We start from the raw sequence: 13,483 nt of genomic DNA, 5'->3' as shown, positions 1-13,483 counted from the left end.
GAGATAAAAACCAAGCTCAGAATATAAAGCAAAATGGAAAAGAATATATCCAGCATACTAAGAAACTACCCTCCTATAGGCTCCAGACTTGATCAAAAGAAATATCCCCGCGCGGAATAGAAAAAAATAGGTAAAAACATATAACCAGATGGGGTTCATCTTTAAGAAAAACCCTGCTATAAAAACTGATAATAAGCCTGATCCGTAATAAATAGCGCGGAAGGTATCGAGGGGTCCTATTATTGCCTGCCAATTTAACAATTCATACTTTGGCTTAACGGAATGTTCTATCGTACGTAGTACAGGAAATGAAAACAACAGAATGATATATGGCTCAAAACCAAATTCGAATCCCAGTATAAAATATACTGGGAACCAATATTTTAAAACACAAAGGACAAAGTAAGTTAATACATTGTACCTTGATCTGATCCTATTATGAAATTGAAAAGCAATACTTACTAGTGCCAGGTATATTCCACAATAAACCATTTTGGTCCACTCCATCAGGTTTGTAACCATAATTACCCCCACTATTGCTCCCAGGAGGCCAAATCTGATTAACATAATTGAAGGAAGATTCTTCCTAATGAAACTAACGTCATTTTGAGAAATTCTCCGGTTAGGATATTTTTCATAATCGACTGTAATAGAGTCATTAATCATATACCCAACTTCATAAGGCAACATCCACATGACTAGCAATAAAATAAATAGGATACCCTGCTCAGAAATGCTCTGTCCGTAAAACCCAAATAAATAAACAGCTAGAGCCAAGGGATAAATATATATGAGAGAATAAACTTCTGCTTTTATCCTCAACCTCGAAAAATAGAGATAATTGAAGGGAGCTATAAATCTAAACATGTATCAATTTGCTGTTGGGATAAGATTTAAGTTTTTTTTCCCAAAAATTAATATTTCGCTTTTTAGAAATCACAAAAGCCGAATCACAGCGTTCAATCAAATCCATATCATCTTTATTATCTGTAAATACGCTGGTCTTTCCCCATTCAATGCCTACCCCTTCGTTGGCAATATTCGCCTTATTCCCTTTTATATCTTTCGAGAATTTGCCTGTGAAGAAATTCTTCTCCATGACTTCTAATGTGGAACAAACAAAGAAACCAACACCTAAATCCTTTGCTATTGCCTTTATCACTGGGTCTATTGAAGCACTAACTAAAAGCACCTTCTTTCCCTCTGATAAAGAGCCTTGAAGCATACCATGGACGGCATCAATTTTTCTATGGCATAAAATTTCCTTAACAAACTTCTCAGCTTCCACCTCTACTTCATTCAGCCCTGTTCCTTCTAATAACCCAACCAAATAACTCCTCAGGGGCAAGTTCCACCCAATTTTATTTAAAGCTACTATAAACACTTTTACAGGAATCGAAAGAAGGAGGCTAATTTTCATATAGTTAACATAATTATTCCTTAAAAAGAAATATTTTAAAAAGTCATAAGTAGTATTAGAATGATACAGCGTACCGCACACATCAAAAATATACATTTCCTCCTTATCCTTCTCCATATTGCAAAGCTTGGTGATATTTGGATGCTGATCTCTCCAAAGAAAAATGTTCTTCAGCAAATTTGACAACTTGGTCTCTTCTATCCTGATCCAAAAGTTTTTTAATCCATAGACCCAAACCTTCAGGATCTTTAGCTTTCATCGGATCTAAGGATAAGCTAAATTCCTGAGTCCCCAAAAGCTCATCCAAATCTCCAATTCCAGGATTATAAATCACAGGCAGCCCTGCACTGAGGTATTCAACCACTTTAATCGGAGCAACTCCCCGCATGGAAAAACTTGGTTTGCGGAAAGAAATGCCAATATGCGCCTTTGCCAACTCTTCCTTTACTTTCGCCGCAGGCACAGACTTAACCTCAACACTGGATAATAAATCCGGATAATGTTGCTGAATATAATCCCTGGCTTGCTCGTTTTGAAAAGTAAGAATTTTAAATAGGGCATTGGGAAATGTTTTTTTGATGATTTGGAAAGTTTCCAGCATTTCTCCTAACATATATTGTGGTCCTAAGGACCCAGCATATACTAAAGTAAGTTGTTTTGGTTTAATTACCGAAGGATGACTTTCATTCGGTACAAAAGTCCCATTATTTATCACAAACACTTTATCCTTATCAAATCCTACTCTCCCATTTTGAGCAATAATTTCTTTAGCTTTTTGAGTTCTGCAAATCATGGAAACTGCTTGATAATAGGCCTGATGCTCCATTCTTTTATAATACTTGTAACGCCAACTCTCCTTGGATAAGCCAGCAAAATCCACCCGCTCTTCTAAAGGAAAGCCATCTGCGTCCCAGACCAACCTGTATTTCTGATTTTGACATAAGGCCTTTACAATAAAATAGGCATTGACTGCTCTGGGCATTATTACTTCTATTCCATGCCTTTCCGCATATTTTTTAACCCGAAAAGAATCAAGAAATTTAGCCTTCAACATTCCTACTAAAGCTGATTTTTGGAAAGTAGGAATACCCAGATAATGAATTCCTCTTGATGCTAATACTTCATTTCTTTGCTTGATTCTTTCTTTATTAGCTGAAGTAAATTGGATAATATGAAATTCGTACCCATACCTCTCTATAAGTTTAAAAAAAATAGGGGCAAACAAGTTTTCCAAATAGGTCACTAGTGGCCCATCCCATGTCACAAACAAAATCTTAGTATACTTCTTGATATGGGTAGTTTTCAGGAAATTAATTTCTTTTCTTTTAAGAGTTGTAAGTACAAATTTTCCACCTCTTGACAGTAACGTTCAGCAGTATAATTCACTATGGCCCTTTCATAGCCTTTTTCTCCCATTGATTTTCGCAATTCAGTATCTTCAATCAGGATTTTCAACTTTTCAGCAATTTGATCCGGTGAAAAAGGAGGCACTAAAAATCCTGTTTCTCCATCTTTAACAATATCTTGAAGCCCTCCTACTCTAGTGGCAATTACAGGCAATCTGTTTAGCATAGCTTCAGCAGCTACTAAACCAAATCCTTCATGGGCGGATGTAATACAAAAAAAATCCATCAACCCATAATAAAGGTAGGGCCTATCTTGGTAACCCACTGAAATAAATTGCTCAATTAGTCCTAAGCTCGAAATCTGCTGTTTCAGCTTTTCAAGGTCGGGGCCTTTACCAACCAAAAGAAATTTTACCTTCTTACTATTCAGTAAACCAATGGCATGAATTAAATCTGAGTACCTTTTGATATCATCATAAACCCTTCCAACAGAGCCAACAATTATGTCATCTTTTTTAATACCTAAATCTTTCCTAAGCCTTTCAATTTCATCATCTTTTGAAATCTCTGGCACTCTTACCCCATTATTTATTAAGATGAATTTGTTCTTAGAAATCCTAACTTTGGAATTTAAGTACCTAAGAACTGAGGGCGAGATTGCAATCACTTTATCAGAAACAATTGAAAACAGCATTTGAAGATAAATAGCCTTTTTTGATCTCGTCTGAGGGTCAGAGGTTTCTTCAATTATTTTTATTGGTACTTTTCCAAATATTCCTCCAATAGAAGCCATACTCATCCCCTCAAAGACAGCCCCATGAATAATATGAGGCTTAAATTCTCTGATTATTCGAATTACCTTTTGGTATTTTCCAATATGAAATGGATGGGAAAAACTTCCAACTGTAAAAATTTCAACTCCTTCTCTTTCCAGCTCATTTGCCAAATAACCAAAAGAGTTGGTACAGACAATCTTGATTTCATATCTATTTTTATCAAGCCATTGAGCTAAAAATAAACGCCTTTGCTCCACACCGCCTGAGGCAATGGTTTCCATACAATAAAGAATCCTGATTTTCTCCGAAGCCACTTTATACATTTTTAATTGAACTTCCTGCTACATTTAAAAGGAATACACAGAAAGGAGCTTCTCTAGGTAATTTTCCACGGAAAACCTCTTTGATTCCTCTTGGGCTTTTTCTCCTAAATTAATTCTTTTCTCATCCGAAAAACTAACACTAATAAATAATGCTCTGAAAATTGAATCTTCATCGACGGGATCTATCAGTATACCTGAATATGATTCTCCTAAAATCTCGGTTGTTCCGCCAATTTTTGTCACGATGGACGGCAAACCTATAGACATGGCTTCCACCAAAGACACAGAAGAACCTTCACTTAGCGATGGCAGCACAAACACATCAGCACTTTTTAAAAATTGGAAAACATTCTCCTGAAATCCCCAAAACTTCACTTTCTCTGATATTCCTAGGTCTTGGGTTTGATGCTCTAAACTTTCTTTTAATGGACCATCTCCAACGATCCACAATTTCATTGATTTTCCAAAGGATTCCTGGGATAGCTTTGCAAAAGCATTGATTAACCTTTCCAAATTCTTCACTGGAACCAACCTACATGTAGTTACAAACACGAAGGGTTTGTCTCCCTCTTTCACATTTTTGAAAATGTCACTCTGAGGGAAACGAAGAGTCTCCTCTTCATGTGACAGTCCTATTAAATCCTTATCCCCTACTGAAATTTTTTGGGACGGGTTTTTTATCTTTTCGCTATTACTTAAATCAACCGGATTATACACTACCACCATCTTTTCCGATTCCACTTCCCCCAATTCCACTATTCTTTCCTTTACCGCCTGAGATATTGCAATAACTTTGGTGGCGTTTTTATACACTGTCTTAAAAATATACTTCCAATAAGAATGATGATTTGGAAAACCTATTTCTTCACCTATCCTAAGGGGTACACCTGCGATTCGTGCAGCAAGCAATCCATGGAAATTGGCCTCTGCACCTTGACAATGAACCGCATCAGGTTTTATCTTGGAAATAAGATTTCTCAAGATATTTAACAGTTTGAAATTGGGAATTTTCGGATATTGGTTCAAAACTTTGACTTGGATTCCCTGTTCAACCAATTGTTGCTCCACCCTTCCTCCTTTTCCCAATACGATCAAACATACCTCTATATTAGGTAACATGGATAATCCAGGAATGGAATTGGCCAACACCTGTTCAACTCCACCAAAATCCAATTCAGGTACAATTCTTACAACTTTCATCTATAGATATACCTGAAGCAAAATTTTATGTAATTTCTGAAGCCTTTGCTAAAAGTCCTATTCAGAAAAAGTTGATGCAAAAGAGTAAAAGGTAGCATATAAAAAATTCGGACCAAAAGAAACCTGGATTCCATTTTATCCAAAACCTCCTGTATCGCTTTCCTATTTTCAGCCAACTTATAGTGGGAAAATAAAGTGAAGTATATCCACTTGTCCCTAAAGTCTAAAAAATTTAAACGCGAACAGTTAGATTTTTCTAAAGAATCTTCATAATACCTCTCCTCCAAAATCTTGGGAATAAGCGTGTTTTCGAGTAAGTAACTTTGCTGGGTTGCCCTTTGGACATCTTCACTTCCATAATATACAAGTGTATTCTGGACATAAATCCCATCCCCAAAAAAAAGAGATGCCCTCAACCAGACATCTATATCCTCTCCTAGCTTAAATTGTGGATCGAATCCAGGCTTCTTTTCAAAAAAAATCCTTTTGACAATTGTAGCTGAAGTAAAAAAATAAGTATTTCTAACTGCCTGCTTAAAATAGCCCTTGAATAAAAAATACTTCAATTTTGGGCTTTCAGCCAAATTGAAGCTGTCGTAATTTGCTCCAAATATTCCAACTTCAGGATTTTCTGAAATTGCCTGGGCCATTAAGAGAAGGTATTTAGGGTGCCAATAATCATCAGCATCCAGAAAAGCTATCCAAGGAAACTGGGCATGATGGATACCAAGATTTCTTGCCGCTGAAACTCCAGAGTTGGCTTGGTTAATTAGATAAACTTTCTGACTATAAGTTTCCTTAACCAAATTTTCTCCCCCATCAGTGGACCCATCATTTACAACGATGATTTCATATTCCTTAAATTCCTGATTCAGTACACTATCAATTGCCCTATGGATAAATGGGCCTTTATTGTACAAAGGAATGATAACAGAAAACAACAGGAATTAGGATTACTTTTTTTGAAGATATTTTTTCAGCCTTAAAGCGTTTTTAAAGCCCAGTATTTTTGACATATTTTGGAATTTTGGACCCCCAATAAAAGTCCTCTCTTTTACTCCCAAACTTTCCATATAGCTTTCAGCGATTTTAATCAATTGAGTATGTTCAGGGAATGCATCATAAATAAATTTCTGATATACTTTTTTCAAAGCTTTTCTTACCCTTAAAGAATCTTCAAATTTTAATACTTCTATCTCGTAACAGCGGTAAGATTCCAAGAGTGATTGGAAAGCTTTGGGAGATTTCTGCTGACTTACGTTTGATTCTCCCGGTATTCTATAAAAAACTTTCCCGTTTGGCTCATAGGCAATCCCTTTACATTGCAACAAAACCCGACAAAAAAACTCCCCATCCTGATTTATGATCAAGCTTTCATTCCAAGGTCCTGCTTTCAAGATCAAATCTAGATGGGCCAACCACGCCGCAGGCTGCATCATTTCCTGATGGTTCCAAGCGCGAAGTAACCAATCCAAGCCTGAAGGAAAATCACCAAAAACACCATAAGGTACATGCATCTGATTAATCAAATCATCTCTAAACATCACCCACTCACAGCAAGCTATAATAGCTGATGCCTTTCCTTGAAGCAGGGAAATCTGTCTTTCAATTTTATCAGGTGAAAGGCAATCATCTGCATCCAAAAACTGGATATATTCTCCCTTCGCCCTTTTAATTCCAAGGTTCATTGCTGCGGAAACTCCTTGATTGATTGAGTCTATCAATTTGATTTTCTCTGGATATTGTCTAGCATAGCTTTCTAAAATAGGTAAAGAACCATCTGTAGATCCATCGTTGATTACTAAAATTTCAAGATAAGGATAAGTTTGATTTAAAGCCGAATCAAGTGTCTGCTTAACAAATGTGACTTTGTTATAAACAGGAATAACTATAGAAACAAGTGATTTGATATTCTTAAAATTAAAATTGATGAATAGGCAAAAGTTTGAAGAACCTTATCGTTTTGGTTCCCCTCCGTCAATCAAATGGAAAAATTCTTGGAGGACACCTTTATTGATTTTATGACAAACTTTGAGGATTGGCAAAGATTCTCGAGGAGGAACTGTAAGTATTTTTTTCAAAGCAAAGCGATACCTTCTAATCAAAAAATCATATATATATATTCTAAATCCTGCAGGTTTTTCTTTAAATCTCCTATGAAAGTTTCCTCCAATCACTCTTCTGTATTTATCCACGAGTTCTTTAGTTTGATATCTTGCGGGATGAAAAACTTTTACCTCAGGGGAAAAAACAACATTATATTTTTTGGAAATTTTACCAGATAAATCTGTATCTCCATTTGACATAAGTTCCGAATTAAAGCCACCAAAATCTTGAATCACCGAGGCATAAGAAAACCAATTTGCTGTTACGGCAAAACCTTCTTGGGCATATTGCTCTGTTTTAAATGCTGTATATTTTTCATAAATCTCTGAGGGTGATAGCCTATTTGTATCCTTGAAAAAAAGTGGAACCGGCCCGGTTAATACTCCTATTTCCTTTTTCGTATCCCTATCAAAAAATTCTTTTGCCAGAAACAACCAATTCCTATCAGGTAAACAATCTGAATCAGTAAATGCTAAAATTTCACCGTTTGCCTCTTCAATTCCTTTATTTCTAGCTGCATAAGAACCTTGTTTTTCTTCGGAGGTTACTATTAAATTCAATCCTTCAACTTGGACTTTAACTTCATCTGAAGGATAATTATTTACAACAATTACTTCGAACTTTGATTTTTCCAGGGATTGAGAATACAAAGATTGAAGACATTTATTTAGTCTTTCATCATCCCGAAAAGTAGGAATAATAACAGATATCATTTGAAAACTCTTCCCAATTTCAACTTCGCATGAATTGCGGATGCTAATCCTATATACTGTGCAAAAAACAAAAGCTTTGAATCAAAAAAACCATAAGGCCTTTTCTTCCCAAATAAAGCTTTTATTTTTTCAAAAGCTTGGCAGCATAATTCCGGGCTAATAGCATTCATTCTATAGATAAAATGCTCATAGTTTTTAATAAGACCTCTTTTAACTTTCTTACCTTGATCCACTTTAAATATATTATTTTGATAATTTTCAAAAGTTTTATACAATGATTTTGATGCCTCTTGGTCCTTTCTAATTGATATATTGTTCTTTTTTGGTTTTCTATAATAGCCTTTTGCACTCTTATCATATTTAAGAAGACCACTTGCTAAAATAACTCGAGAAAAAAAATCCCCATCCTGATTTAAACACAATGATTCATCCCATTTACCACTTTTTATAAGGATTTCTCTTGGAACCAACCAAGAAAATGAGGCTATCATTTGTTGGCTTGTCCATAATTCAACTAGAAGTTCAAATGGCTTAGGATATTCCCTATAAAATGGGGATTCTTCCGCAGCCAAGTCACCTATCTGATGATCAAAATATTCCCATCTACCAAATATTATAACGTCTTTTGGTTGCCAATTTAATTTTTCTACCTGAGATTTAATCTTTTGGGTATCCAAAACATCATCAGAATCTAGAAATTGGATGTAATCACCTTTGCTTTCTTGAATTCCAATGTTTCGGGCATGACAAGCACCTTTATTTGTCTGTTGGATTAATTTAATCTTGGATGGGTACCTTAACGCTAAATTTTTAAGTATTTTTGTTGAACCATCTATTGAACCGTCATCAATTAAAAGTATTTCTAAATTATCATAGGTTTGGTTTAATACAGAATTAACCGCTTCCTCAACAAAATCCTTCTTGTTAAAAACAGGGATAATAACTGAAACTAAGGGTAACATCATTTAGGATATTCAGATTAAAAATTAAATTTTATAATTTTTTAGCTAGTCGTTAGCCTTGACAAGGCTTTATTTATGAATCAAATAAGCCAATGATTCTCCCTTTTTTTCGTATTTACCAACCATGCTTACAAAAGGAAAACCGGCATAAATCAATTCATTTGCAGCTATTCCTTCTTCAGAAGACACCAAATCATATTTCTCCTCCTTGTATCCTTTCTCAAGTTTCCTGGAAATCCTATAAAGTGCATAAAAATACAAATTTGCAATCCAAAAAGGAATGATACCATCCCAGATGGAACTTTGTGGATAATAGCGCTCCTTCATGATAAGATTGAAAACCTGCATATCGTAATTCCCATCATCTCCAAGCTCTGAAAAAAGTTCAATCATCTCTTGATATACTTTTTGTACAAGCTCTTTTTTCCCACCGACTGTCCCTGGAGTAAGTACAGGATAATTAAAAAAACTTACCGGCAAACTTCCTTTGAATTTTCGATTAAAGCTAAATAGCGCTTTAAGTGGCCACTTGCCATTTTTCCACACTTTTCGCTGTCCTCTCCCCACATACAATAAATGTGGGTTGGTTTCAAATAAATCCAAGGGATTTTTGTTGATGATGACATCATTGATATCTGTGGAAACTACAAAAGAATCAGGCTTTAAGCCTTGAACAAATTCATGAAATATAAAAAACCTTTCATCATTTAAAGAGTGTGGGCCTAGTTGGCACCTGACAAATGAGATTTTATCGGTTTCGTATTTTTTCTTGAACTCTTCTGAAATAGTATCACAAAATATAACCGCTCTTATCCCTAACTCATCTATGCTTTCATACCAGTTTCTAAAATACTCAAAGTTATCTCTAGCCTGCTTTATCTTTCGCATCGGGTCCAACTTGGAAGTGAAGTAGGTAGAAAGAAATATCAGTTTTTCACTGGAGGTGCTAAAATCGGAAATAATTTGCTCAATATCTGAAATTATTCTAATCATTTTTTTAATCAACCAAATTAATTAAAGGATAATAGAAGTAGATAAATCTTAATTTTGAGATTTACGTAGTATAAACCATTTAGTCCTTGAAAAAACAAAAAAAATATAAGGGGTGTAAAACATTATGTACTCCTTAAATGAAAATTTATAGTCTTCTTTCCTTAAAACATTTCTAAAGTAAGAAGCTAAGTTATTTTTATAATTTCCTCTTATGGATAACGAGGTAATTCTTAAAATATACTTATGCCTGGTTCTTTTATTTTTACTCTTTTCCCAATGTTTTTCATAAAATGGTATACAGTTGTAATAGTTTATCTTATTTATGTTTGGTCGTGTCCAATTAACTTTTACATCATAGTTTTCGAAATATTTCCATGGTTTTATCAAATGAGCCCTTATAAAAAAATCATAGTCTTGGTGTCTCTTTAAATCTTCATCAAATAAAACTTCTTGAGCAAGGTCTTTTTTCATAATTAAAGAGGGTGTCGGGCAAAAAACATCATCGCTAAATATGAAATCAAAAACCGATTCACCTTCTCTTATATCTCTCGAGGGCAATTTTACAATAGAGTTCGGTCTTATTACATGTGCTCCACTAAAAATGGATTCAAAATTGTGAGAATTTAAATAGTTTAATGCTAATCTAAGTCTATCTGGATTCCAATTATCATCTGAATCTAAGAAAGCAACATAATTACCTTTTGCATTTTCAATTGCATAATTTCTTGCCCCATTTCCTCCAGGTTTTCTATTTTCCGGCCTTTTAAAAATTCTTACCCTTTTGTCTTTTTTTGAAAATTTTTCCAAAATTTCCCATGAATCATCTGTACTATGGTCATCAACAATAATACACTCCCAATTTTCATATGTCTGAAGAAGGACAGAATCTAAAGTTGACTTTAAAAAAAGCCCTTTGTTGAAGTTTGGAATCAGAATTGAAACCATAATCATTTAAAATTAATCCATGAACGAATTTTTGGGGTTGAAAAGTCCTGGGTTAAATTTCAAGAAGGTGTAGTATTTATTCCATCATGGAAAGATAGTCTTGAATATTTATAAAATGATTTACAATGAGTAAATCCTAATTGGTCTCTCATACTATTTAGAAGGAATTTCTCGTCATTCCTATTTGTATCATCCAAAAATATTATTGACGACTTACTTAATTTCCCTTTCAGAAAATTTAAAATACCAAATCTTGCAAATCTAGATTCAAATCCTTTCGGTCCATCTACGATAACTAAATCAAAATTGTATTTCAAAAGATCCGAATCATTTGGAATATCAAACCATTTAGCTTTCCCTTCTTTAGAGTATACATTTTTTTCTGAAATTTCAAAATTTTTGAAAGTTACTAAATCACAATATTTGAGTAAATGTTTTTGCCAATTCTCGTCTTGGTCAAGACTGATAAATTCAGGCCTATAACCTAATTCCTTAATAAGATTATTTAATATCATAGTTGAAAGCCCTGATCCAATTTCTAAGATTATTTTAGGTTTATGTATAACAATATCATTAGCAATGTGTTGGATAGTTTGAAATGATAATGAAAATTCAGATTCAAAAAGAAATCCCTTAGGAAAGTATGGTTTCAAAATCTCAATAGCCTTTAATTCTTTTGTTCTAAACCAAACTATTTCTTTAACTTTTTCCTGAACTAAAAATCCTGTTTTTTGAATTCCTAAAATCCAATCCCTCAAGTTAACTAACTTCATATTTTATTTTATCTTGTAAAAACAAAATTGCATCTATTCAAATATTTTGAAGAGCAACAGAGTTCTTAAATTTTTCAGAAATATTTATTAAACTTTTGAAGGTCCCCATCCCTTCAAACTCTCCATTCTCCAACAAAATAACTTGATCAGCATTTTTAATTGTTGAAAGGCGGTGAGCAACAATTAAAATTGTCATTTTCCCTTTTAGCTTTTCAACACTTTCTTGAATCTTAATTTCGGTTTCCACATCCAAGGCAGAAGTTGCTTCATCCATAACTAATACATCTATATTTTTAAATAATTCTCTTGCAATAGAAAGTCTTTGTCTTTGTCCACCTGATAGATTAATTCCATTATTTCCTAATAACTCCTTTTCTTGCAAAGACAATTCTTTTACAAAATCTGCAATCGCCGCCTTTTCTAAGGCATCCCAAAAACGTTCAATATTTTCGTTGCTAGGTAGAGCCCAGAAAGTGACATTATTAAATATTGTATCATTAAAAATCACTGGTTCTTGGGTTATATATCCGATTTTTGATTGATAAGACCTAATATCTAAGCATTTTAAATCTTGACCATCTATAAGGATACAACCAGAATTTGTAGGCATTAATGCAACTATTAAATTAACCAAAGTTGTCTTTCCAGAACCAGATCCCCCTACAAATGCATAAGTCTTTTTTGCCTCAAGTTTGAGATTTATATTTTTCAATATCTCTTTTTCTCCATATTCAAACTTTAAATTCTTTAATTCAATACTTTCATAAACTCCTTTAAGTTTTTTACTTGCATAATATTCTTTCGAAAGAGCCATTTCCTTTTGGAAAACTTTCATGTTTTCTAAAGAACCTGATACGTTTAAGAAACTATTCCAAACAGTCTGTAAATGCATTAAATAAGTTAAAGATCTAAAAAAAAACAGAAGAGAAAGGATGATCAACCCTAATCCAGAGTTAAAGACTTGAGTTTCAACTAAAATAACACCTACTACAACAATAATCGTCAAAGGCTCCCTTGAAGCCTCGAGAATAGAACCGTAAAAACCAATTTTTCTATTATTAGCCTCAATGGATAATATTGATTTCTTAAGTTTTTCAGCAAATTTCTCGTTCATTGATGTAGCCTTCAAATACTTGAAGAAAGAAACTTTTTGAATCAATAATCCTTGATAACCATGAGCGTCTCGAGTTATATTTTTTGATACAGAATTAGTACGCCTATATAATTGCTTGAAAAGAAAATTAGAAATTAACCCACCAATTGCAACTAATAAAGCAAATTGTGGATTTGCTAAAAAAGCCAAAAATACATAAACAGTCAACATTATAGCCGACTGCAAAGTTTGTATGTAATAACGATAAGCACCGGCCACCCTTTCGGTTTCTCCACTTAAAGTATTTTGAATACGACCTGCATCAGATGTTACAAATGATTTATATTGATAATGGGTTAATTTGTCCACATTGTCAATCCGCAGTTTAGAGTTGAAATACTGCTGCACAATGACCTTATAGTAAGATTCTGCAAATTTGGCGATACCTTTTAAAGTGAAAAAGAATACTAGTGTTGTTAAAATAGTTATCAGGTTAAGCTCAAGACCTAAGTAAGTAAGACCATTGATTAAGAAAGCTAAATTTCCTAAGCCTTCTGCAGATGCCCCTCCATCCCCCACCATTTCCAGCATGGGAATAAACATAGCCAATCCGAACCCATCCAATAAACCCACCAAAATACTTAAACCTAACGCAATCCATATCCTGTGCCGAAGATGGGTATAGAAATAGGTGAAATGGCAAAAGTGTTTTTTTATAAAGGATTTTAATAAATCCATGAAGTGTAATATGTTAATTAGGTTCTATTTTATTTATTTTAAGGCCCCTCTATCCCCAGCTTTACCCTAACGTTACCCCTACTCTGGTATAAGGT

Annotated in this window: 13 protein-coding genes; all 13 read right to left on the bottom strand. The window is 34.0% G+C overall.

What is annotated here, in order from left to right; all coding sequences use genetic code 11:
- Nucleotides 1–57: 57 nt before the first annotated feature.
- Nucleotides 58–867, bottom strand: coding sequence for a wbuO protein (locus KI659_RS16425; RefSeq protein ID WP_213946465.1), 810 nt, complete (start codon nucleotides 865–867; stop codon nucleotides 58–60).
- Nucleotides 860–1,537, bottom strand: a complete 678-nt coding sequence (locus KI659_RS16420) for a haloacid dehalogenase-like hydrolase (RefSeq protein WP_213946464.1) — start codon at nucleotides 1,535–1,537, stop codon at nucleotides 860–862. Before KI659_RS16420 ends, KI659_RS16425 begins: the two co-directional genes overlap by 8 nt.
- On the bottom strand, nucleotides 1,524–2,654 hold the full coding sequence (locus KI659_RS16415; RefSeq protein WP_213946463.1) for a glycosyltransferase family protein: 1,131 nt from the start codon (nucleotides 2,652–2,654) through the stop codon (nucleotides 1,524–1,526). Before KI659_RS16415 ends, KI659_RS16420 begins: the two co-directional genes overlap by 14 nt.
- 68 nt (nucleotides 2,655–2,722) lie before the next feature.
- Entirely contained in the window at nucleotides 2,723–3,823 is a 1,101-nt protein-coding gene (locus tag KI659_RS16410) for a glycosyltransferase (RefSeq protein WP_246535448.1), read from the bottom strand.
- A 66-nt stretch (nucleotides 3,824–3,889) separates the two neighbouring features.
- Nucleotides 3,890–5,038, bottom strand: a complete 1,149-nt coding sequence (locus KI659_RS16405; RefSeq protein ID WP_246535447.1) for a glycosyltransferase family 4 protein — start codon at nucleotides 5,036–5,038, stop codon at nucleotides 3,890–3,892.
- A gap of 23 nt (nucleotides 5,039–5,061) precedes the next feature.
- Nucleotides 5,062–6,006 (bottom strand): glycosyltransferase family 2 protein, encoded by a 945-nt coding sequence (locus tag KI659_RS16400; RefSeq protein ID WP_213946460.1) that lies wholly within the window; start codon nucleotides 6,004–6,006, stop codon nucleotides 5,062–5,064.
- Between the two features lie 12 nt (nucleotides 6,007–6,018).
- On the bottom strand, nucleotides 6,019–6,951 hold the full coding sequence (locus tag KI659_RS16395) for a glycosyltransferase (protein WP_317195985.1): 933 nt from the start codon (nucleotides 6,949–6,951) through the stop codon (nucleotides 6,019–6,021).
- A 69-nt stretch (nucleotides 6,952–7,020) separates the two neighbouring features.
- A complete protein-coding gene (locus tag KI659_RS16390) occupies nucleotides 7,021–7,884 on the bottom strand; it encodes a glycosyltransferase (RefSeq protein WP_213946459.1) in 864 nt (287 codons plus the stop codon).
- Nucleotides 7,881–8,849: a glycosyltransferase family 2 protein gene (locus tag KI659_RS16385; protein WP_213946458.1), complete on the bottom strand. Its 969-nt coding sequence runs from the start codon at nucleotides 8,847–8,849 to the stop codon at nucleotides 7,881–7,883. Before KI659_RS16385 ends, KI659_RS16390 begins: the two co-directional genes overlap by 4 nt.
- A 66-nt stretch (nucleotides 8,850–8,915) precedes the next feature.
- Nucleotides 8,916–9,734, bottom strand: a complete 819-nt coding sequence (locus tag KI659_RS16380; protein ID WP_213946457.1) for a hypothetical protein — start codon at nucleotides 9,732–9,734, stop codon at nucleotides 8,916–8,918.
- A gap of 153 nt (nucleotides 9,735–9,887) precedes the next feature.
- The gene (locus KI659_RS16375) at nucleotides 9,888–10,784 is read right to left on the bottom strand and encodes a glycosyltransferase family 2 protein (protein WP_213946456.1); all 897 of its coding nucleotides are present in this window, start codon (nucleotides 10,782–10,784) and stop codon (nucleotides 9,888–9,890) included.
- A 59-nt stretch (nucleotides 10,785–10,843) separates the two neighbouring features.
- Complete coding sequence (locus KI659_RS16370; protein WP_213946455.1) at nucleotides 10,844–11,557, bottom strand: O-methyltransferase; 714 nt, start codon at nucleotides 11,555–11,557, stop codon at nucleotides 10,844–10,846.
- A gap of 37 nt (nucleotides 11,558–11,594) precedes the next feature.
- A complete protein-coding gene (locus KI659_RS16365; RefSeq protein WP_213946454.1) occupies nucleotides 11,595–13,388 on the bottom strand; it encodes an ABC transporter ATP-binding protein in 1,794 nt (597 codons plus the stop codon).
- Nucleotides 13,389–13,483: the final 95 nt, after the last annotated feature.

It is taken from the genome of Litoribacter ruber, from assembly GCF_018449405.1.
Taxonomy (GTDB): Bacteria; Bacteroidota; Bacteroidia; order Cytophagales; family Cyclobacteriaceae; genus Litoribacter; species Litoribacter ruber.
This window is presented reverse-complemented; position numbering and strand designations above follow the sequence as displayed.